This window comes from Cupriavidus taiwanensis LMG 19424 (assembly GCF_000069785.1).
Classification (GTDB): Bacteria; Pseudomonadota; Gammaproteobacteria; order Burkholderiales; family Burkholderiaceae; genus Cupriavidus; species Cupriavidus taiwanensis.
On the sequence record NC_010530.1, the window covers coordinates 1,963,252 to 1,984,083 of the forward strand.

Genomic DNA, 20,832 nt, shown 5'->3' on the forward strand with positions numbered 1-20,832 from the left:
AAATAGGAGCCGGAGCGCGCACCGGAAGTTCGCCGCCGTACCGCAAAGCGGCGCATGTGCCACGCGGGGACAAGCCCGCGCGCTACACCTCCTTCTCGCCATGCTGCACCGGGATCGCCGGCGCGGCCTCGCGCGCACCCAGCTGCATGAAGATCCAGGCCGAGGCGCAGGTAATCAGCCCCATGCAGACAAAGGTGGCATGGAAGGCCGGCAGCACCGCCGCGGGATCTCCGCCAAAGCGGTACTGGAACGTTGCCAGCAGCGCCCCCGCGGCCGTCACGGCCAGGCTCATCGACAGCATCTGCACCATCGACAGCATGCTGTTGCCGCTGCTGGCACCGGCGCCGCTTAGGTCCTTCAGCGTGACCGTGTTCATCGCCGTGAACTGGATCGAATTGACCATGCCGAACACGGCCAGCAGCGGCACCAGCAGCCACAGCGGCAGTTGCGGCGTGATCAGCGCAAAGGACGCCATCACCACGCCCACCACGAAGGTGTTCGACACCAGCACGCGCCGGTAGCCATGGCGCTGGATCAGCCGGGTGGCGAGCCGCTTGGACGCCATGCCGGCCGCGGTCACCGGCAACATCATCAGGCCGGCGTCGAACGGCGCATAGCCCAGGCTGACCTGCAGCGTCAGCGGGATCAGGAACGGCATCGAGCCGTTGCCGATGCGCGCGAACAGGTTGCCCAGCAGCCCCACGCTGAAGCTGTGGATGCGGAACAGCCGCAACGGGAACAGCGGCTGCTTGCGCCGGTTGGCGTGCAGGCCGTAGGCGGTCAGCGCGGCCATGCTGGCAATCAGCAGCATCAGCACGGTGGCGTGCTGGAAGCCCAGCCCGGCCAGCCCGTCGAGCGAGAACGACAGCGCCAGCATGGCGGTGGCCAGCAGCAGGTAGCCCGCGATGTCGAAGCGGCCGACGCCGGCCAGCCGCGCATTGGGCATGTAGCGCACGGTGGCCAGCGCCCCCAGCACGCCGACCGGCACGTTGATCAGGAAGATCCAGTGCCACGACAGCGCCTGCGTCAGCCAGCCCCCAAGCGTGGGGCCGATCAGCGGGCCGATCATGCCGGGGATGGCGACGAAGCTGAGCGCCTGCAGGTACTGCTCGCGCGGGAAGGTGCGCAGCACCGAGAGCCGCCCCACGGGCAGCAGCATCGCGCCGCCCACGCCCTGCACCACGCGCGCGCCGATCAGGAAGTTCAGCGTCGGCGCGTAGGCGCACAGCAGCGAGCCGGCCACGAACAGGCCGATGGCGGTCTGAAAGATGGTGCGGGTGCCGAAGCGGTCGGCCAGCCAGCCTGAGGCCGGGATGATCACCGCCATCGTCAGCGAGTAGGCGATCACCACCGACTGCATCCGCAGCGGGCTCTCGCCCAGGCTGTGCGCCATTGAAGGCAGCGCGGTATTGACGATGGTCGAATCCAGCGTCTGCATGAAGAAGCCGACCGCCACCACCCACAGCATGATGCGGCGGGTGCGGTCGTCGGGCGCGGGCGAGGTCATGATGCGGCTCCGGGTCCGGCCAGCGCCGCGGTGAACCAGGGCGCGCCGGCCAAAGCCAACACCTTAAAGGGCAAAGACGGCCGAGGCAATCGGCGCCACGCTTACAGCGCGGCCCGCAGCCCGATGAAGAAGCGCCGGCCCGGCGCCGGCTCGAAGTAGCGGCCGTTGGCCTCGTTGACGATGACTGAGCCGATGTAGCGCCGGTCGGCCAGGTTGTCGATGCGCCCGAACAGGTAAAGGCGCGTCGGGCCGATGCGGAAGGCGTAGCCCGCGCGCAGGTTGATCACGGCATAGCCCGGCGCCGCCTGGGTGTTGAGGTCGTCGGCATAGACGCGGCTGTCGACGCGCAGCTCGGCCCCCAGCGTCAGTGGTGCGAGCGGCCGCCACGACAGGTCGGCCGCCAGGCTGTGGCGCGCGGTGCCGGGCAGGCGGTTGCCGGCCGCCACGGCCTGGCCCTGCGCATTGACAAAGCCATCGCCGAAATAGGCATCCAGCCAGGTATAGGCCAGCCCCGCCTCGATGCGGCTGCCGCCGCCCTGGCCAGGTGTGCCGACCTGATCGAGGAAGCCGCCGCGCCAGCCCAGCTCCAGCCCGCGCCGGCGCACGCCGCTGACGTTCTGGTAGACCGTGCGCCCGGCATTGTTCGATTGCGGCACCACCTCGTCATGGCTGTCGGCATCGAACAGCGCCGCTTCCAGCCGCTGCCCCGACCCTTGCCACTTGATGCCGATCTCGCCCTGGCGGCTGGTCGACGCCTGCAGTCCAAGGTTGCTGCCCACGCCACCGGGGCCGTAGGCGACCTCGGTCAGCGTGGGGGTCTCGAAGCCGCGGCCCAGGTTGGCGTAGACGTTGAGCGAATCCAGCGCATGCCAGACCACGCCGAGCACCGGGCTGACATTGCTGTAGCTCGCGTGGCCGCTGTCGTCAGGGCTGGCCGCGGTGATGAAATGGTCGTCGATACCCAGCCGCACCCGGCTGGCGCGCGCCCCGCCCACCAGTTGCCAAGCCGGATGGAAGCTCCAGTCGAACTGCGCGAAGGCGCCGAGGTCGGTCGCGGTATTGGTCTCGTCGCGGCGCAGCGCCCCTTGCGCGCCGTTCTGGTTGACGTAGCCATTGCGGCCGTCGCGCATGCCGTTGGCTTCGAGCCCGGCGCTCCACAGCAACGGCAGACCCGCGCCAGTGGTGGTGTGCCGGCTCCAGGACAGCGCGGCACCGCCGAACGTGCGGTCGAGGTCGACGATGCCGCCGGACGAGGTCGGCGCGGCGCCGCTGAAGCCCAGCCGCTGGTACAGGTTGCGCGTGCCGCCGTACAGCCGTGCCGACACGCTGTCGGTGCCGCTGACCTGGTGGTCCACCACCACCCCGGCCTGGGCCTGTTCGACGGTCTTGCCGGTATCGAACTGCGTGGCCGCGGCCACTGCCTGGCGCGGGTTGGCGTCGGCCTGCGCGCGGGTCAAGCCGAGGGGGTCCTGCGCCAGCGGCTGGTTGAAGTAATTGAACTGGCCGGTCACGCGCGTGCCGCTGGCCGGCTGCGCCACCACGCGGGCATTGAGCTGGTAACGGCGCGCGGCGCTGTGCTCGCGATAGCCATCTGTCTGGTAGGTCCACGCGTCGAGCGAGCCGCCGAGCCGCTCATCGCCGCCGGCCAGCGCCACGCCGGCCTGCCACTGGCCGTCGGAGCCGAAGCCGGTCGAGACGCGCCCGGTGAACCCATCCTTGGGCGGATCGGGCGTGAACACCTGCACCACCCCGCCCGAGGCATTGCCATACAGCTGCGCGAACGGGCCGCGCAGCACCTCGACCCGGCTGGCATTGGCCAGGTCCGCCGTCGATGCCTGCCCTTGCCCGTCCGGCATGGTGGCGGGAATACCGTCGACATACAGCCGCACGCCACGCACGCCGAAGGTCGAGCGCGTGCCGAAGCCCCGCACTGCCAGCTGCAGGTCCTGCGAATAGTTCTGCCGGTCGCGCACCGCCACGCCCGGCACGCCGGCCAGCACCTCCGACAGGTTCACCAGCGGCGTGGCGCTGCGCAGCGGGTCGACCGGCACGCTGTCGACCGCGGCGGGCGCGTCGAAGCGGCGCTGCTCGCTGCGGGTGGCGCTGACCACCACGTCCGGTAAGGTCTCGCCGGTGGCCGCGGCGACGGCCGTGCCGGGCGCATCCGCCGCCCGCGCGGCGGCACTGGCCAGCAGCATCGCCGCGCACGCCAGCTTGGAAAACGCCGGGAAACGATAAGGGGAGCGGCGCTGCTGCTGCATCGCCGGAATCTGCCTGCCGCCTTGGTTCATGGGAATCGGAAGCGGTTGGGGGCGCGAAGTCGGGCAGCGCCGGGGCGTGGGTGGATATAGCGCAACTTTATCCCGGCCGTGGCCCCATGGCTACGCGCCGAGGCGCGGGGAAAACCCGTGGACCGGCGCCAGTAACATATCCACACCAACATTCAGATAATTTCAACAACTTATTGCGGATCTCCCTCTGCCGGCGCCGCTTCGCCCCCCTACACTTCCTTCACCAGCCGCTGCAGCCCGCAAACTTTCAGCCAGGCCACGCAGCATAACGATATTCAGATTTTCGAAATCAAAAGGATCGAAATCATGACCACCGCCTCCACCCGCGTTGCCATCGTCTACCACAGCGGCTACGGCCACACCGCCCGCCAGGCCCAGGCCGTCGCGCGCGGCGCCGGCAGCGTTGCGGGCGCCGAAAGCCTGCTGATCCCGGTCGAGGACATCGACCAGCACTGGGACACCCTGGAACAGGTCGATGCCATCATCTTTGGCGCGCCGACCTACATGGGCAGCGCCTCGGCCCAGTTCAAGGGCTTCATGGACGCGACCTCGCGCAACGTGTTCGCCAAGGGCGGCAAGTGGGCCAACAAGGTGGCCGCCGGCTTTACCAACGCCGCCTCGCGCTCCGGCGACAAGCTGGCGACGCTGCAGCAGATCGCCATCTTCGCGGCGCAGCACGGCATGCACTGGGTCAACCTGGGCCTGCCCCCGGGCCACAACAATTCCAAGTCGACCGAGGACTCGCTGAACCGCCACGGCTTCTTCCTGGGCGCGGCCGCGCAATCGGATGCGGATGTCAGCGCCGAGGTGGCGCCGCCGCCGGCGGACCTGCGCACCGCCGAGCACCTGGGTGCGCGCGTGGCCGAAGTCGCGCAGCAGCTGGTCGCGGGGCGGCAGGCGCTGGCGGCGCTGAAGGAAGCGGCCTGATCGCAGGGCCGGCCGGGCGCCAGTCCCGGCCGGGCCGGCAAGCGGGGCACTGGCCCCCGCTGTCCGAGGCCCGATTCCTGCGACGGCCGTGCGCTCAGTACAGGACCTCCAGCGCATCGAACAGCTCGATGTCCCTTTGCGCCGCCGAACGCGCGCGGCGCCGGATTTCCTCCAGCAGGCAGTCGGTGAAGCATTGCGCGGCGGGGCTGCGCATGGCGTTATGGCGTGTAATGATGCCAAGCCGGCTGGTCTCGAACCGCTCGGCCAGCGGCAGGGCGTGGACCCAGCCCCGCATCGGCTCGGCCAACAGCAGCGGCTGCGGACAATAGCTGATCATGCCGGCGTTGCGCACCAACTCCAGCAGCAATGCGGTCGAATGCGCGCAATGCAGGCGGGCCGGGTCGATGCGCGCCTCATGCTGCCAGAACAGGTTGCGCATAAAGGGTTCGTAGCTGGCCGCGGTGTAGTTCACGACCCAGTCCTGCTCCAGCAACCCGTGCAGCGAGCGCGCTTGCGCGCACGGATGCCCGCGCCGCGCGATGACGCATGAGCCATAGGACAACAACGGCTCGCATTCGAACTCCTGCGTGGACATCGCCGCCGTAAACGGCCCCACCGCGAAGTCCAGGGTGCCTTCGCGCAAGCGCGGCAAGGCCACCGCGGTCAGTCCTTCGAAGATCTCGACCTGCACACCCGGCATGCGCTCGCGAAAGCGCAGCATCACGCGCGGCAGGAACGTCAGCATGACCCACGGCGTGACGCTCAGGCTCACCCGCCCCACCCCTTCGCCGCGCAGCGTAGCCAGTTCTTCACTGGCGCGGGCGAGCTGCCCGACCACCAGCCTGGCATGGCCCAGCATGCGCTGCCCCGCTTCGGTCAGCGCCACGCCGGTGGCAGTGCGCGACAGCAACGGCAGTCGCGCCTCGCTTTCCAGCTCGCGCAGCGCCTTGGTCAACGCTGCCTGCGATAGCCCGACCAGCCGGGCGGCGGCGCGGATGCTGCCGGCATCGGCCACCGCGACAAGGGCCTGGATCTGGTGCAGTTTCATCGGCATGGGTCTCCGGCAGGGTGACAACCAGTAGTTGTCAGGATAACAGTATTGCGGCTGGCGGCTCGTGCGGGCGCTGCATAAGATCGGCACACATCATTCCGCGCCAGCACCTACCGGAGACGCCATGCACCCCGATCCCGTCCTGCCCGGCATCCGCGCCATCGAAGCAGAAATGGTGGACCTGCGCCACCGCATCCACGCCCACCCCGAACTGGGCTTCGAGGAATTCGCCACCAGCGACCTCGTGGCCGAATGCCTGCAGGGCTGGGGCTATGCCGTGCATCGCGGCCTGGGCGGCACCGGCGTAGTCGGCACGCTGCGTCATGGCGAGGGCCGCGCCATCGGCCTGCGTGCCGACATGGATGCCTTGCCGATCCAGGAAACCACGGGCCTGCCGTATGCCAGCAAGCTCGACGGCAAGATGCATGCGTGCGGCCATGACGGCCATACCGCGACGCTGCTGGCCGCCGCCCGCTACCTCGCCGAACACAAGCCCTTCCAGGGCACGCTGCATGTCATCTTCCAGCCGGCCGAGGAAGGCATGGGCGGTGCCCGCGAGATGATCCGCGACGGCCTGTTTCGGCTGTTCCCGTGCGATGCGGTGTTCGCGCTGCACAACATGCCCGGCCATCCCACCGGCAAGTTCGGCTTCCTGGGCGGGCCGTTCATGGCGTCGTCAGACACCGTCACGATCCGCGTCAGCGGGCGCGGCGGCCACGGCGCGGTGCCGCACCGGGCGGTCGATCCGGTGGTGGCGTGCGCGTCGATGGTGATGGCCTTGCAATCCGTGGTGGCGCGCAACGTCAATCCGCTCGACATGGCGATCGTCACCGTCGGCGCGATCGAAGCCGGCAAGGCGCCCAACGTGATTCCGGAAAGCGCCGAGCTGCGCCTGTCGGTGCGCGCGCTGAAGGCCGGCGTGCGCGACCTGCTGCAGGCACGCATCACCGCGCTGGCCCATGCGCAGGCCGAGAGCTTCGGTGCCACCGCCGAAGTGCGCTACGACCGCCGCTACCCCGTGCTGGTCAACGACCCGGCCATCACCGAGTTCGCACGCGAGGTTGCACGCGACTGGCTGGGCGCGGACGGCCTGATCGAAGACATGGCGCCGCTGACCGGCAGCGAGGATTTCTCTTTCATGCTGGAAGCGTGCCCGGGCTGCTATCTGATCGTCGGCAACGGCGACGGCGAGGGCGGCTGCATGGTCCACAACCCCGGCTATGACTTCAACGACGAATGCCTGCCGCTCGCGGCCACCTACTGGGTAAAGCTGGTCGAGCGCTACCTGGGCTGACCCGCGCCCGCCATCTGCCAAGACCGGCCCGCAGGCCGGCGCCACCCTTCATGGAGACACCGCATGTCGACACCACTTCCCGCGCAGCCGCTGGACGGCGCCTTCGTCGCGCCGGTCCCGCGCGCCGCGCCCCGCCGCCGCGTGATTGCCGCCATCACCATCGGCAATGGCCTCGAGTTCTACGATTTCACGGTCTACAGCTTCTTCGCCGTGCTGATCGGCAAGCTGTTCTTTCCGGTTTCCGGCGGCATTGGCCAGCTGATGCTGTCCCTGGCGACCTTTGGCGTGGGCTTTGTCGCGCGCCCGCTCGGGGGCTTGCTGATCGGGCTCTATGCCGACCGTGTCGGCCGCAAGCCGGCGATGGCGCTGACGCTGTGGCTGATGGGGCTGGGTTCGCTGCTGTTCGTGGTCGCGCCCACCTACGCGCAGGCCGGCATGGCGGCGCCGCTGCTGATCGTGCTGGCGCGGCTGCTGCAGGGCTTCGCGCTCGGCGGTGAAGTCGGCGCCTCGACGGCGCTGCTGATGGAGTACGCCGATGACCACTCGCGCGGCTACTACGGCAGCTGGCAGCTGTTCAGCCAGGGCGTCAGCGTGCTGCTGGGCGCGGTCGTCGGGCTGTCGCTGACCAACGGGCTGTCGCCCGACGCCCTGCAAAGCTGGGGGTGGCGCGTGCCGTTCGCCATCGGCATCCTGGTCATCCCGCTGGGCCTCTATATTCGCCGCCACCTGGAGGAAACCGCCGGGGCGCCGGCCGCCGGCGCGCCGGGCCATGAAGGCGCCGGCCTGGCCGGGATCTTCGGTGCGCACGGACGCGTCGTGGTTGCCGGCGTGCTGGTGACAATAGGCGGCACCTCGGCGACCTACATCGTGCTGCACTACATGACCAGCTACGCGGCGACGGTGCTGAAGATCCCGCTCGGGCTCAGCATGGCTGCAGGGTGCGTGGCCGCGCTGGTGCAGGTGGCACTGTCGGCGCAAGCCGGCCGGCTGTCGGACCGCATCGGCCGCAAGCCCGCCATCCTGTGGTCGCGCGTGGCCATGCTGGCGCTGATCTACCCTGCCTTCATGCTGCTTAACGCGCGGCCGTCGCTGGGGATGCTGCTGGCAGTGGTCGCGGTGCTGGCCTTGCTGCTGGTGTTGAATACGGTGCCATCGGTGGTGCTGATCACTGAGCTGTTCCCGCGCCGCATCCGCGCAAGCGGGCTGTCGGTGGTCTATTGCATCGGCGTGCTGATATTCGGCGGCTTTGCCCAGTTGATTGCCACCTGGCTCATTGAACTGACGGGCAATGCCAGTGCGCCGGCGCTCTATGTGATCGGCTGCGGCCTGATTTCGCTGGTCGGGCTGGCGATGGTGCCCGAGACCGCGGGCAAGCGACTGGATTGAGTCAATGACAGCCCGGGACGCATTGCCCATATTCCCCGTCGCGGGCGCCCCATGCCGGCCAGCCGACCGCCGGTCGCCTTCGTTACAAAGAAGCGGCTAAAGCTCTCGCCCCTCCCGGCCGTTAAGCAATGGGGTCGCATTGGGACACGGGAGACAGAGATGCAGAATCTTGGCATTCGCATACGCCTGGGCGCGGCGTTTGGCGCCATGTGGTCGCTGATGGCGATCGGGACCGCGGTGGCCGTGCCGCGCATGCAGGACGGCGCCGATGCGCGGCGCCTGCTGATCGCGCTGGCCGCGGCGGGCCTATGCCTGGCCGTGGGCGCGGTCTGGGGGCTGGCGCGCGGCATCGAGGCGCCGCTGTCCGAAGCCGTCCACATTGCCGAAACCGTGGCCGCCGGCGACCTCAGCCAGGAATTCAACACCGACCGGGGCGGCGAGTTCGGCCGCCTGCTCGGCGGGCTGGGCGAGATGGAAGACATGCTGACCGACCTGGTCACCCGCATCCGCACCGCCACCGACTCCATTACCGACGCCTCGCACCAGATTGCCGCCGGCAATACCGACCTGTCGCAACGCACCGAAGAGCAGGCCGCGGCGCTGCAGCAAACGGCATCGAGCATGGGCGAGCTGACCGCGATGGTGCAGCAGAACACCGAACGCGCCCGCACCGCCAACGGCATGGCCGCCAGCGCCTCGGGCATCGCCGCGCGCGGCGGCGAAGTGGTGGGCAACGTGGTGCGGACCATGTCGGCGATCAGCGCCAGCTCGCGCAAGGTCACCGACATCATCGAAGTGATCGAAGGCATTGCCTTCCAGACCAACATCCTGGCGCTGAACGCGGCGGTGGAAGCAGCGCGCGCGGGCGAACAGGGCCGCGGCTTCGCCGTGGTCGCGGGCGAAGTGCGCACGCTGGCACAGCGCAGCGCCGCCGCGGCGCGCGAGATCAAGCAGCTGATCGACGATTCGGTGCAGCAGGTCGACAGCGGCTCCGCACTGGTCGGCCAGGCCGGTGCAACCATGCAGGAAATCGTCCAGGCGGTGGCCAGCGTCACCGGGCTGCTGGGCGAGATCACCGCGGCATCGGAACAGCAAAGCGCCGGCATCGCCCAGGTCAACGAAGCCGTGGCACAGATGGACACCGTCACGCAGCAGAACGCCGCGCTGGTGGAGCAGGCGGCCAGCGCGTCGCAGGCGCTGGCCGGTCGGGCGACGGAGTTGCAGCAGGTGGTCGGGGAGTTCAGGCTGTAGGGGTGCGCGCTGGCGCAAGCCCGCGCTGGCTCTCAGTGCCTCACGCCGCAACACTCACCGGCAGCACCGCCTGCACTGCCGCGACAAAGCGGTCGACGATATTGTCGATATCCCGCGGCGTGCAAATAAACGGCGGTGCGAACAGCACGTGGTCGCCATGCACGCCGTCCACCGTGCCGCCCATCGGATAGACCAGCAGCCCGTTCTGCATCGCCGCGGATTTCAGCCGCGCATGCGTCTTCAACGCGGGGGCGAGCGTGGCCTTGCTGTCGCGGTCGGCGACGAATTCCACGCCGACGAACAGGCCGCGTCCGCGCACATCGCCCAGGTTGGGGTGGTCGCCGAGCGCCTCGCGCAGCCGGGTGCGCAATTGCTCGCCGCGAGCCAGCACGTTGGCCAGCAGCTTGTCTTCGGCGATGGTGCGCTGCACCGCCAGCGCCGCGGCGCAAGCGGTGGCGTGCCCGATATAAGTGTGGCCGTGCTGGAAGAAGCCGCTGCCGCCGACGATGGCGTCATAGATCCGGCGCGTAGACAGCATCGCGCCGATGGGCTGGTAGCCGGCGCCCAGGCCCTTGGCGATGGTGACGATGTCCGGCACCACGCCGTCCTCTTCGCAGGCGAACAGGTAGCCGGTGCGGCCCATGCCTGACATCACTTCATCGAGGATCAGCAGCACGCCGTACTTGTCGCACACCGCGCGGATGCGCTTCAGGTAGTCGCCCACCGGCGGCACCGCGCCGGCGGTGGCGCCCACCACGGTTTCGGCGACGAACGCGGCGACGCTTTCGGGTCCCAGGTCCAGGATCTTCGCTTCCAGTTCGTCGGCCAGGCGCTGCGCGTATTGCGCATCGGTCTCGCCCGCCAGCCGGTCGCGGTAGGCGTAGCAAGGCGACACGTGGTGCGCCGGCACCAGCAACGGCAGGAAGGGCTCGCGCCGCCAGGCGTTGCCGCCGATGGCAAGCGCGCCGAGCGTATTGCCGTGATAGCTCTGGCGGCGCGCGATGAAGTGGCGGCGCGCGGGCTGTCCCACTTCGACAAAGTACTGGCGCGCCAGCTTCAGCGCCGATTCCACCGCCTCGGAGCCGCCCGAGACGAAGTAGACATGATCGAGATCGCCAGGCGCGGCCTGCGCCAGGGTTTCGGCGAGCGCCTCCGACACCTCGGTGGTAAAGAAGGAGGTGTGCGCATAGGCGATGGTATCGAGCTGCGCCTTGATCGCCTCGATCACGCGCGGATGGCCGTGCCCCAGGCACGACACGGCGGCGCCGCCGGAGGCGTCCAGGTAGCGCCGGCCGGTGCTGTCGATCAGTTCGATGCCCTGCCCGGCGACGGCAACGGGCAACTGCTGGCGCGGATTGCGATGGAATACGTGGGTCATGATGAGGTGGTGGTGGCAGTGCCTGGCCGCGCGTCAGCGGCGCGCGGCGGAAGGGTTGTCGGATGCAAGGCGACGCAGCACGCGGCCGGAGAATGCGGGCAGCGCGCTGCCGGCGGTGTCTCCGGCGCCGTCCTGCGCGGACTGTTGCCAGACCCGCGCGCCGTTGACCCAGACGCCGTCGATGCCGGTGCTGAGCTGCAGCGGGTCTTCGAAGGTGGCGCGGTCCTGCACGCGCCCGGCATCGAACAGGACCAGGTCGGCGAACGCGCCCGGCGCAATCCGGCCGCGGTCTTCCAGGCCGTATTGCTGCGCGGCCAGCCCGGACATCTTGTGGATCGCGGCCTCGAGCGTCATCAGTTGGTCTTCGCGCACCATGCGCGCCAGGATGCGCGGGAAGGTGCCCCATTGCCGCGGATGCGGACGCGGGTCGAACGGCAGGCCGTCGGAGCCGAAGATGGTCAGCGGGAACTGCGCGATGCGCGCGACGTCGCGTTCGTCCATGATGAAATAGATCGCCGCCGCGGGGCGCAGCCTGGCGAGCAGCGCTTCCTCGTCCAGCCCGAGTTCCTGCATCAGCTCGTGGAAATCGCGGCCGCCCGCCGCGGGGTAGCCGGTGGACCACGTGATCAGCGTGCGCGTGGACTGGCGCACGCGGTCCAGCCGCAGCATGGTCGAAGTGGCGGGATAGGGATGGCAGTCCAGGCACAACGGCTGCAGGCGCGCGGCCTCGGCCAGCAGCCCCAGCGTTTCGACCGAGCGGCCATGATTGCGCTTGCCAGCCACCTTGTGGTGCGAGAACACCACCGGGCAGTCCAGCGCGCGGCCAATGCGCAGTGCCTCTTCGATCGACGGCACGATGGCGTCGGTCTCGTCGCGCAGGTGCGTGGAATAGATGCCGCCATGGCTGCGGACCGGCCCGCACACTGCGATGATCTCCGCCTCGGTCGCAGCAGCCGCGGGCGGATAGAAGGTGCCGGTCGACACCCCGAAGGCGCCCGCCTCCATCGCCAGCCTGACCTCGTCGCGCATCGCGGCGATCTCCGCGTCATTGGCGGGACGGTCCAGTTCCGGCATCGCGCGCACGCGCAGCGTGGAGTGCCCCAGCAGCGGCACCACGTTGACATTGGCCGGCGCCGCGCGCAGCGCGTCGAGCCACTGCGCGAAGGTATCGAAGCGGAACAGCGCGGGCGGGCCCAGCAGGTCCAGCGGCTGCGGGGGCGCGCCGCTGACCAGCGGCGCCACGCTGATGCCGCAGTTGCCCGTCACCACCGTGGTAATGCCCTGCGACACCTTGGGCGTCATGTCCCGGTGCACCAGCAGGTAGCCGTCGTCGTGCGTATGGGCGTCGATGAAGCCCGGGGCCAGTACACGTCCGCTGCAGTCGACGGTGTGGTCGGCGGCGATGCCGGCGCAGTCGCCTACGGCAATGATGCGGTCACCCGTGACCGCGACATCGGCAGTGCGGCGGGTTGCGCCCGTGCCGTCCACCACCGTGGCGTGACGAAAGAGCAGGTCGGCGCGTTGCGGCGCCGGGGATTGCGATGCCATTGTCAGTCCTTGTCTGGTCGTCGGCGCTACTGCGGCGCAATGCCGGCTTGCCTGACCACGGCCGCCCATTTGTCGGTTTCCTGTGCGGCATAGCCGGCCAGCGCCTGCGGCGTGCCGCCGACGGTTTCGGCCCCCAGCGCGGCGAATTTCTCGCGGATGGCCGGATCGGCCAGCGCCCGGTTGAAGGCGTGGTTGAGCTTAGCCACCACGTCGGCGTGGGTGCCTTGCGGCGCAACCAGGCCGCCCCAGGCCACGCCCTCGAAACCGGGCACGCCCGACGCCGCGATGGTCGGCAGCGCCGGCAGCAACGGCGAGCGTGCCAGGCTGGTGACGGCGAGTGGCTTGAGCTTGCCGGCCTTGATCAGCGGCAGGATGGTCGGCATGTTGTCGATCAGCACATTGACCTGGCCGCCGACGACATCGGTCGCGGCCTGCGGGCTGCCCTTGTAGCCGACGTGGGTCCAGGCAAGGCCGGCCTTGTCGGCCAGCAGCTGCCCGGTGAGGTGGCCGGACGTGCCTTGCCCGGGCGAGGCGTAGGTAACCTTGTCCGGGTTGGCCCTGATGTAAGCCACCAGCTCGGCAAAGGTCTTCACCGGCATGTCCGGACGGACGGCGATCACGTTCGGCACCTTGAACAGCAGCACCACCGGCACGAAGGCGTCGGGCCGGTACGGCAGCTTGCGGAAGGTGCTCTTGTTGATCGACAGCGTAACGTTGTTGGCGTAACCGAGCGTGTAGCCGTCAGGCGCGGCGCGCTCCAGCTCGGAAATGCCGATCACGCCCGAAGCACCGGGCTTGTTGTCGATCACGAACGACTGGCCCAGCGACTTGCCGGCCTCGGCGCCCAGCGCGCGCATCAGCACGTCAGGGCTGCCGCCGGCCGCCGATGGCACCACCAGGCGGATCGGACGCGACGGATAGGTATCCGCCGCCGCGGGGCCGGCCAGCACTGCTGCGCCCAGCAACAACAGGGTGGCCAGGGATCGCCGCCGTTGCTGCCGCATTTGCTGCTGCATTTGCTGCTGCATTTGCTGCTGCATTTGATTCTGCATCTCGATATCCCGTCATTGCCGGACCCGGCTCCGCGTTGTCAGTATAGGGGCACGGCCCCAGCCAATGCAACATTTGTTTCTTAGTTATTCGAAACTCGAACCAATTGAATGGCACGATGACGCCACACCGCTGGTTTTTGACGATTCGCATTGATGAAACAGTCGTTACATCGAGCGCGCCACCGCACGTCTGCACAATCCTTCCGCCTCAAGAAAACGGGCCGCCGCCAGCACCAGGCTCTCTTGCCACGGCGGGGCGACGACCTGGACGCCCACTGGCAAGCCTTCGCCCGCGCAAGGCGCGGCCACCACCGGCAGGCCCGCCAGCGATAACGGGCGCGTCATGTGGCCGGCATCGGCACGCGGCCGGTAGAGGCGGCTGGCACCTTCGACGGTCTCGGCGCCAATCGGCGTTGCCGCGTAGGGCGTTGAAGGCGCCAGCAGCAAGTCGACGTCATCGAACAGCGCCAGCAGCCGCTGCCGCCACGCCGACTGGTAAAGGCGCGCCGTGTCATACCATTCGCGCGGCATGGCCAGACCGGCCAGGATGCGCTGGCGCACGAAGGCACTGTAGCCGCCATGGCGCGCGGAGAAATCCATGGCCTGGTGGTTGCGTCCGACTTCATAGGCGGAGATCACCGACGCGGCATCGCGCGCGGCATCCGCGTCGGGCAGGTCGATGGTGCGCACCGCGCCGAAGGCCGACGCCATGCGCCGCACGGCGGCCTGCACCGCGGGCTCGGCAAAATCGGAAAAGCCGCGGCCCAGCACGCCGACGCGCAGGGTGGCCACGCCACTGGCTTGCCCCGCCGGGGCCACGTCGATGCCGAGCATCGCCGCATAGGCCAGCGCGAGATCTCCGGCGCTGCCGGCCATCGGTCCGACTGTATCCAGGCTCTGCGCATACGGCACGCATCCCGCCAGGGACAAGCGGCCCGTGGTCGGGCGCAGCCCCCAGATGCCGCAGAACGCGGCCGGCGCGCGGATCGAGCCATTGGTATCCGAACCCAGCCCGAACGGCACCACGCCCGCGGCCACCAGCGCAGCGGTACCCGCCGACGAGCCGCCGGTGATGCGCGCCGGGTCGAGCGGATTGCGCACCGGGCCGCCGATCACGTTCTCGCCGGTGGCGCCGCAAGCGTATTCGTCCATCGACGCCAGCGCGACCGGCACCGCGCCCGCGGCGGCCAGCGCCTCGACGGCATCCGCATGGCGCGTGGCCGCCGGCTCCTGCGCACGCGGCGCGGCGCCTGCGAGGGTGGCGTGGCCGCGCACGTCCAGCAGGTTCTTCACCACGAACGGCACGCCGGCCAGCGGCGGCAGCGGCCGGCCCTGGTCGCGCCGGCGCTCCAGCGCCGCGGCTTGCGCCAGCGCGCCCTGCGCCAGCAGCGCCGAGCAGGCATTGAGCGGTGCGGCGGCTTCGGCGCGCTGCAATGCCTCGCGCACCAGATCGGTGGCACGGCGCGCGCCGCTGCGCACTTGCGCCGCCATGGCGGCAGCGGTCAGGGTATCAGCGGTCATTCTGCCCTTCCCCTTGCGCCAGCGCCTCGCGCAAGCGCGCCACCATTGCTGCCATGCCGGCCAGCAGCGCGGCGGCGTGCTCGCAATCCTGCCGCCCTACGGGACCTTGCAAGTTTGCCGCGGCTTGCGCCACCAGACCGACGGCATCGGCGCCTTGTGCGAGGTCCATGGCTCAACTCCGCGATTGCATCAGCTGGCGCGGGATTGCCAGCAGCAGAACCGCCGCGGCCAGCATCAGCCCCGCCAGCGCCAGCACGCCCAGCGAGATGCTGCCGGTGCTCTGCTTGATGCCGCCCATCAGCACCGGACCGATCAGGCCGGCAAGACTGGCGGCGCTGTTGATCATGGCGATGCCGCCGGCCGCGGCGGTGCCTGCCAGCACGCGGCCAGGCAGGCTCCAGAACATCGACAGCGTGGACATCAGGCCGGAAATGCCGATGGTCAGGAACACCATCGCCAGCACCGTGTCGTGCGGGAACAGCGTGCTGGCCCACATGCCCGCCGCTGCCACCAGCAGCGGCAGCGCGGCGTGCAGCCGGCGCTCGCCGGTGCGCTCGGCGTGCGCGGCGTTGAGGTTCATCGCCACGCAGGCCACGGCGTAGGGGATCGCCGTCAGCATCGCGATCTCCAGCGGCGACGACATCCCGGTCGACTGGATGATGGTGGGCAGCCAGAACACCAGCCCGTAGTTGCCGATATTGAAGAGCAGGCAGATCGCCATCAGCACCCACAGGATCGGCGATTTCAGCGCGGCGACGAAGCGTGTGTTCTTCTTCGCGTTCTCTGTGCTGAGCGTGCGCGTGATGGTGGCGGCTTCGGCCGGCGTGAGCCAGGACGCGGCCTCCGGGGCTTCGGGCAGCATGCGCAACAGCAGCAGGCCCAGCAGGATGGCCGGCAGCGCCTCGATCAGGAACATCCATTGCCAGCCGTCGAGCCCGTGCAGATCGTGCGTGACCGACATCAGCGCGCCGGACACCGGCCCGCCCAGCACCATGCCCAGCGGCATCGCCAGGAACAGGATCGACATGATGCGCGACTGGCGGTCCGCCGGATACCACTTGTTCAGGTACATCACCGCCGCCGGAAAGAAGCCGGCCTCGGTCACGCCCAGCAGGAAGCGCGCCGCGTAGAACTCCACCGGCGTGGTCACGAACATGGTGGCGGCCGACACCAGCCCCCACAGGATCATGATCGCCGCCATGCAGCGGCGCATGCCGAAGCGGTAGATCAGCAGGCTGCTCGGCACCTGGCACAGCATGTAGCCCCAGAAGAAGATGCCGGCGCCGAAGCCGTAGACCACGTCGCTGAGCCCGAGCGCTGCTGCATCTGCAGCTTGGCAAAGCCCACGTTGACCCGGTCGAGGTAGCTGAAGAAGTAGCACAGCACGATGAACGGCACGATGCGGCGCGTGACCTTGGCGAACGCCGTGTCTGCAGCGTCCGGCAGCGCGCCGGCGTGACCCGGCGACTGGGGCATGGCTGGCTTGGCCAGGGACATGATGGTTTCTCCTCCTTGTACAGGCGCGCGGGGGCCGGCGCCAGGAGATGCCATCATAGCCGAGCCTGAAACATATGTTCCAGTCATGGTTAACACTGAAACAAACGATACTTTCCGAGCTCCAAGTGCCGCAAACGACGCGCCCAAATGAAACAGGGCGGCAATGCCTGCCGCCCTGTCATGATCTGGCCCGTGCCCGCCCCCCTTGTACGACCCGCCGTTTCAGGGGGTAACGTCCTGCGACGCCCCCACCATGGTCAGCGCGTTGCCGTGCTCGTCCAGCGTGACCTCGCCTTCCTCGTGGATGTCGCGCAGGCTGCCGTCCGGCAGCTGGATGCGGTAGTCGACCCGATACGGCGCCTTGTCGACGATGGCGGCGCGGATCGCGGCCTGCACGCGCGGGCGGTCCGCTTCGACGATCGACGCCAGGTAGCGCTCCATGGTCACCTTGAACGCCTGCGGGGCCCAGCCGAAGATGCGATAGGCCTCATCGGTCCAGGCGCAGTCGTCGGTCTGGATGTTCCAGTACCAGCCGCCCAGGTGGGCAATCTGCTGCGCCTTGGCCAGCAGCGCCTCGCTCTGGCGCAGCGCGGCCTCGGCGCGGCGGCGCTCGGTAATGTCCAGGCTGACGCCAATCATCTTGACCGGGCGCTGGTCGAAGTCACGCACCAGCGTGGCCCGCGACGAGATCCAGCGCGTGTTGTCCTCATGCACCACGCGGAATTCCCACTCGTGCATCTCCTGCGCGCCCAGCGTGCGCGCCAGCACTTCCTTCAGCCGCGCCACGTCGCCGGGATGCACGCAGGCCCAGAAATCGTCCATGCTGCGGATATGGCGGCCGAATAGCGAGACGTCGTTGGACGAATAGGTCAGGCCATCGGTCAGCACGTTCCATTCCCAGGTGACGATGCCCGAGACCTCCTGCGCAAACTTCATCCGCGCTTCGCTCTCCATGATCTCGGCGAGGTGTTTCTGGCGCAGTTCCTTGATGTGCGGGTCGGACGCGGTGCTGGCCTCGAGATCGGCAATGGCCTGCTCGCCGTAGCGCAGCCACAGCCAGTTGACGCCCAGATAGCGGGCCAGCGCCAGCAGGCGCTCGTATTCGATCTCGCCGCCGCGCGTCCACTTGTGCACGGCCGACGGCGATACCGACAGGGCCTCGGCCACCTGCTTAAGCATGATCCTTTTGCCTTCCAGCACCCCCTTCAGGCGCGTGGCAAAAGTGTCTTCGGTCATGGGCGCTCCTCCGCTTTTTTTCAACCGATGGTGAATTGAGTAACTCGAACCTTACACCATCGCTGCAAATCACGCGAATCGATAGGCTAAGACAATTATCCCTTCACTTCGAATCGCTTTTTTGAATTGCAACACCCCAACTCTTCTCACTAGACTTTCCCTCACATCACTGATGGTAATTTAATTTACTGACAGTGAATTAACAAAGCACCAAAGATCAACGAGGAGACACCCCATGCAACAGACCGCCGCCCCCGCCTGCAGCACCACGCCGCCGCTCGCCTACACGCTGCCGGCCCACTACTACACCTCGCAGGAGGTCTTCGAGCAGGAAAAGAAGACCATCTTCGCGCGCAGCTGGGTGTGCGTGATGCACAAGAGCCAGGTGGCCGAGAACAACCAGTACGCCACCGCCCAGGTGGCAGGCGAGAACATCTTCGTGGTGCGCGGCCGCGACGGCGTGCTGCGCGCGTTCTACAACGTGTGCCCGCACCGCGCGCACGAGCTGTTCGCCGATGGCGCCGGCAAGGCGAAAAACGTGATCACCTGCCCTTATCACGCCTGGTCGTTCGGACTGGACGGCAAGCTGATCCACGTGCGCAACGCCGAGAACGTGCCGGGCTTCTGCAAGGACAACGCCGGCCTGACGCCGGTGCGCGTGGAAGAGTTCTGCGGCCTGGTGTTTGTCAACCTGGACATGGACGCGAAGCCGCTGGCCGAACTGGCCGCGGGCCTGAACGACGAGATCCGCGCACGCTGCCCGGACGTCGACAAGCTGGTGCCGGCGCACAAGCTCACCTACGAGATGAAGGCCAACTGGAAGGTGGTGGTCGACAACTACCTGGAATGCCTGCACTGCCAGACCGCGCACCCGGCGCTGGTCGAGTCGATCAAGATGGAGACCTACAAGCACGAAGTGCGCGGCCTCTACACCAGCCAGGTCGGCCAGACGCGCTCGGGCAGCGATGCCTTCACCTATGACAGCGACGCCCCCAACACCGACTTCGCCGCCTACTGGCTGTGGCCCAACGTCACGCTGAACGTGCTGCCGGGCGACGGCAACTACGGCGTGTTCTACATGTTCCCGGTGGATGCCGACACCACCATCCAGCACTTCGAGTTCTACTTCCGCGACAGCACGCCCACGGCCGAGCAGGAACAGCTGATCGAGTACTACAAGAACGTGCTGAAGCCCGAAGACCTGAGCATCGTCGAATCGGTGCAGCGCGGCCTGAAGTCGCGCGGCTACCGCAACGGGCAAGGCCCGCTGCTGGTCACCGACGACAAGACCTCCGCCATCGGCGAGCACGGCGTGCAGCACTTCCAGCAGATGGTGCTCGACGCCCTGGCCGCCTGAACCTACCAGATCAACCGGAACCGCAGCAATGATCCAGACCCAGCTCTATATCGACGGCCAGTGGCAGTCGCCCATCGACCAAGGCACGCGCGCCATCGTCAGCCCGGCCGACGAATCGGTGATTGCCCAGGCCGCCGAAGCCACCCGCGCCGATGCGCGCCTGGCGATTGCGGCCGCGCGCCGGGCCTTTGACGGCCCGTGGCGTCAGACCACGATCCGCGACCGCGCCAGGCTGCTGAACAAGATCGCCGACCTGATCGACCGCGATGCCGAAAAGCTCGCCCATCTGGAATCGCTCAACACCGGCAAGACGCTGACCGAAAGCCGCACCGACATGGGCGATATCGCCGCCACCTTCCGCTACTTTGCCGGGCTGGTGGCGTCGGAATCGGGCGCCGTCAACGAAGCGCCGCACCATGTCATCAGCCGCACGCTGCGCGAGCCGGTCGGCGTGTGCGGCCTGATCACGCCGTGGAACTACCCGCTGCTGCAAGCCGCGTGGAAGATCGCGCCCGCGCTGGGCGCCGGCAATACCGTGGTGATCAAGCCCAGCAACCTGACGCCGCTGACCACGCATCATTTCACGCAGCTGATCGCCGAGCTGGACCTGCCGCCGGGCGTGTTCAACCTGGTGACCGGCGGCGCCGAAGTGGGCGCGGAACTGGCCGAAAGCCTCGACGTGGACCTGGTGTCTTTCACGGGCGGCGCGTTTGCCGGCGAAAGCATCATGAAGGCCGCCACTGGCAACTTCAAGCGCATCGGCCTGGAGCTGGGCGGCAAGAATCCGAATATCGTCTTTGCCGATGCCGACCTCGATGCCGCGGTCGACTACGCGCTCAACGCCGCGTTCTTCCACGCCGGCCAGGTCTGTTCCGCCGGTTCGCGCCTGATGGTGGAAGACAGCATCTATGATGCATTCATCGGCCGGCTGGCCGAACGCCTGCCGCGCATCGTGATCGGCAACGGCTTCCATGGCGAAACCCAGATGGGCCCGGTGCAGTCGGCGCAACAGCACGAGAAGATCCTCGGCATGGTGCAGGCCGGCATCGCCGAGGGCGCGCGCCTGGTCCACGGCGGCAAGCGGCCGGCGGGCGACGTGTTCAGGAAGGGCTACTGGCTGGAACCGACGCTGCTGGCCGACGTGACGGCCGGGATGAAGATTGCGAAGGAGGAGATTTTCGGGCCGGTGATCACTGCCGAGCGCTTCCGCTCCGAAGCCGAAGCGCTGCGTGCCGCCAACGACACGCCATACGGCCTGGCCGCCGCGGTGTGGACCCGCGACCTGGACAAGGCCAACCGCATGTCGCGCGCGCTGCGCTTCGGCACGGTGTGGGTCAACGACTACCACCCGTACTTCCCGGAAGCGCCGTGGGGCGGCTACAAGGCGAGCGGCATCGGCCGCGAGCTGGCCCGTATCGGCCTGGACGAGTACACCGAGCTCAAGCACAGCTATATCAATCTCGCCCCGAAGGCGATGGGCTGGTTCGGCGCCTGAGCGCAGCCGACTTCGCAATCGCGTGCGCGGCGGCACCGCCC

17 protein-coding genes are annotated in these 20,832 nt (G+C 68.4%); 6 read left to right on the forward strand and 11 right to left on the reverse strand.

Features of this window, described 5'->3' with window-relative positions:
* Positions 1–82: 82 nt before the first annotated feature.
* A complete protein-coding gene (mdtD, locus tag RALTA_RS24330; RefSeq protein WP_012356614.1) occupies positions 83–1,507 on the reverse strand; it encodes a multidrug transporter subunit MdtD in 1,425 nt (474 codons plus the stop codon).
* 101 nt (positions 1,508–1,608) lie between these two features.
* Positions 1,609–3,798, reverse strand: coding sequence for a TonB-dependent receptor family protein (locus tag RALTA_RS24335; RefSeq protein WP_012356615.1), 2,190 nt, complete (start codon positions 3,796–3,798; stop codon positions 1,609–1,611).
* A 159-nt stretch (positions 3,799–3,957) separates the two neighbouring features.
* On the opposite strand from RALTA_RS24335, the gene RALTA_RS24340 reads away from it, so the two are divergent.
* The gene (locus tag RALTA_RS24340; RefSeq protein WP_081479518.1) at positions 3,958–4,725 is read left to right on the forward strand and encodes a flavodoxin family protein; all 768 of its coding nucleotides are present in this window, start codon (positions 3,958–3,960) and stop codon (positions 4,723–4,725) included.
* Between the two features lie 94 nt (positions 4,726–4,819).
* On the opposite strand, the gene RALTA_RS24345 is transcribed toward RALTA_RS24340, so the two are convergent.
* Positions 4,820–5,779 carry a LysR family transcriptional regulator gene (locus RALTA_RS24345; RefSeq protein WP_012356617.1) on the reverse strand — a complete coding sequence of 320 codons (960 nt, stop codon included), beginning with the start codon at positions 5,777–5,779 and terminating at the stop codon, positions 4,820–4,822.
* Positions 5,780–5,900: 121 nt separating this feature from the next.
* Between RALTA_RS24345 and RALTA_RS24350 the strand changes: the two genes are divergently transcribed.
* The 3 genes from RALTA_RS24350 to RALTA_RS24360 all read left to right on the forward strand — a co-directional run bounded on the left by RALTA_RS24350 (position 5,901) and on the right by RALTA_RS24360 (position 9,707).
* Positions 5,901–7,070, forward strand: coding sequence for a M20 aminoacylase family protein (locus tag RALTA_RS24350; RefSeq protein WP_025585359.1), 1,170 nt, complete (start codon positions 5,901–5,903; stop codon positions 7,068–7,070).
* A 63-nt stretch (positions 7,071–7,133) separates the two neighbouring features.
* Positions 7,134–8,456: an MFS transporter gene (locus tag RALTA_RS24355; protein ID WP_012356619.1), complete on the forward strand. Its 1,323-nt coding sequence runs from the start codon at positions 7,134–7,136 to the stop codon at positions 8,454–8,456.
* A gap of 159 nt (positions 8,457–8,615) precedes the next feature.
* Positions 8,616–9,707, forward strand: coding sequence for a methyl-accepting chemotaxis protein (locus RALTA_RS24360; RefSeq protein WP_012356620.1), 1,092 nt, complete (start codon positions 8,616–8,618; stop codon positions 9,705–9,707).
* 40 nt (positions 9,708–9,747) lie between these two features.
* Here the strand turns inward: RALTA_RS24360 and RALTA_RS24365 are convergent, their stop codons facing one another.
* The 8 genes from RALTA_RS24365 to RALTA_RS24395 form a co-directional block, all read right to left on the reverse strand.
* The gene (locus tag RALTA_RS24365) at positions 9,748–11,085 is read right to left on the reverse strand and encodes an aspartate aminotransferase family protein (protein WP_012356621.1); all 1,338 of its coding nucleotides are present in this window, start codon (positions 11,083–11,085) and stop codon (positions 9,748–9,750) included.
* 33 nt (positions 11,086–11,118) lie between these two features.
* The gene (locus RALTA_RS24370; protein WP_012356622.1) at positions 11,119–12,633 is read right to left on the reverse strand and encodes an N-acyl-D-amino-acid deacylase family protein; all 1,515 of its coding nucleotides are present in this window, start codon (positions 12,631–12,633) and stop codon (positions 11,119–11,121) included.
* 26 nt (positions 12,634–12,659) lie between these two features.
* The gene (locus RALTA_RS24375; RefSeq protein ID WP_242405281.1) at positions 12,660–13,673 is read right to left on the reverse strand and encodes a Bug family tripartite tricarboxylate transporter substrate binding protein; all 1,014 of its coding nucleotides are present in this window, start codon (positions 13,671–13,673) and stop codon (positions 12,660–12,662) included.
* A 177-nt stretch (positions 13,674–13,850) separates the two neighbouring features.
* Positions 13,851–15,206: an AtzE family amidohydrolase gene (locus tag RALTA_RS24380; RefSeq protein ID WP_012356624.1), complete on the reverse strand. Its 1,356-nt coding sequence runs from the start codon at positions 15,204–15,206 to the stop codon at positions 13,851–13,853.
* A complete protein-coding gene (locus RALTA_RS24385) occupies positions 15,196–15,375 on the reverse strand; it encodes a hypothetical protein (RefSeq protein ID WP_012356625.1) in 180 nt (59 codons plus the stop codon). Before RALTA_RS24385 ends, RALTA_RS24380 begins: the two co-directional genes overlap by 11 nt.
* Positions 15,376–15,378: 3 nt before the next feature.
* Positions 15,379–16,506 carry an MFS transporter gene (locus RALTA_RS24390; protein ID WP_242405282.1) on the reverse strand — a complete coding sequence of 376 codons (1,128 nt, stop codon included), beginning with the start codon at positions 16,504–16,506 and terminating at the stop codon, positions 15,379–15,381.
* A complete protein-coding gene (locus RALTA_RS30830) occupies positions 16,434–16,703 on the reverse strand; it encodes a hypothetical protein (protein ID WP_242405283.1) in 270 nt (89 codons plus the stop codon). Before RALTA_RS30830 ends, RALTA_RS24390 begins: the two co-directional genes overlap by 73 nt.
* Before the next feature lie 222 nt (positions 16,704–16,925).
* The gene (locus RALTA_RS24395; RefSeq protein WP_041232616.1) at positions 16,926–17,939 is read right to left on the reverse strand and encodes a helix-turn-helix domain-containing protein; all 1,014 of its coding nucleotides are present in this window, start codon (positions 17,937–17,939) and stop codon (positions 16,926–16,928) included.
* A gap of 235 nt (positions 17,940–18,174) precedes the next feature.
* On the opposite strand from RALTA_RS24395, the gene RALTA_RS24400 reads away from it, so the two are divergent.
* Both RALTA_RS24400 and RALTA_RS24405 read left to right on the forward strand, forming a co-directional pair.
* Complete coding sequence (locus tag RALTA_RS24400) at positions 18,175–19,296, forward strand: aromatic ring-hydroxylating oxygenase subunit alpha (protein WP_012356627.1); 1,122 nt, start codon at positions 18,175–18,177, stop codon at positions 19,294–19,296.
* Positions 19,297–19,324: 28 nt separating this feature from the next.
* Positions 19,325–20,791 carry an aldehyde dehydrogenase family protein gene (locus RALTA_RS24405; protein ID WP_012356628.1) on the forward strand — a complete coding sequence of 489 codons (1,467 nt, stop codon included), beginning with the start codon at positions 19,325–19,327 and terminating at the stop codon, positions 20,789–20,791.
* Positions 20,792–20,832: the final 41 nt, after the last annotated feature.

Excerpts from the sequence above, each read along its gene's own strand:
- RALTA_RS24400 (WP_012356627.1), top strand. The coding sequence starts at position 18,175 with ATGCAACAGACCGCCGCCCCCGCCTGCAGCACCACGCCGCCGCTCGCC.
- RALTA_RS24355 (WP_012356619.1), top strand. The coding sequence starts at position 7,134 with ATGTCGACACCACTTCCCGCGCAGCCGCTGGACGGCGCCTTCGTCGCG.
- RALTA_RS24395 (WP_041232616.1), bottom strand. The coding sequence starts at position 17,939 with ATGACCGAAGACACTTTTGCCACGCGCCTGAAGGGGGTGCTGGAAGGC.
- RALTA_RS24380 (WP_012356624.1), bottom strand. The coding sequence starts at position 15,206 with ATGACCGCTGATACCCTGACCGCTGCCGCCATGGCGGCGCAAGTGCGC.
- RALTA_RS24350 (WP_025585359.1), top strand. The coding sequence starts at position 5,901 with ATGCACCCCGATCCCGTCCTGCCCGGCATCCGCGCCATCGAAGCAGAA.
- mdtD (WP_012356614.1), bottom strand. The coding sequence starts at position 1,507 with ATGACCTCGCCCGCGCCCGACGACCGCACCCGCCGCATCATGCTGTGG.
- RALTA_RS24370 (WP_012356622.1), bottom strand. The coding sequence starts at position 12,633 with ATGGCATCGCAATCCCCGGCGCCGCAACGCGCCGACCTGCTCTTTCGT.
- RALTA_RS24385 (WP_012356625.1), bottom strand. The coding sequence starts at position 15,375 with ATGGACCTCGCACAAGGCGCCGATGCCGTCGGTCTGGTGGCGCAAGCC.
- RALTA_RS24375 (WP_242405281.1), bottom strand. The coding sequence starts at position 13,673 with ATGCAGCAGCAAATGCAGCAGCAAATGCAGCAGCAAATGCGGCAGCAA.
- RALTA_RS24360 (WP_012356620.1), top strand. The coding sequence starts at position 8,616 with ATGCAGAATCTTGGCATTCGCATACGCCTGGGCGCGGCGTTTGGCGCC.
- RALTA_RS24405 (WP_012356628.1), top strand. The coding sequence starts at position 19,325 with ATGATCCAGACCCAGCTCTATATCGACGGCCAGTGGCAGTCGCCCATC.
- RALTA_RS30830 (WP_242405283.1), bottom strand. The coding sequence starts at position 16,703 with ATGTCCCTGGCCAAGCCAGCCATGCCCCAGTCGCCGGGTCACGCCGGC.
- RALTA_RS24335 (WP_012356615.1), bottom strand. The coding sequence starts at position 3,798 with ATGAACCAAGGCGGCAGGCAGATTCCGGCGATGCAGCAGCAGCGCCGC.
- RALTA_RS24365 (WP_012356621.1), bottom strand. The coding sequence starts at position 11,085 with ATGACCCACGTATTCCATCGCAATCCGCGCCAGCAGTTGCCCGTTGCC.
- RALTA_RS24345 (WP_012356617.1), bottom strand. The coding sequence starts at position 5,779 with ATGCCGATGAAACTGCACCAGATCCAGGCCCTTGTCGCGGTGGCCGAT.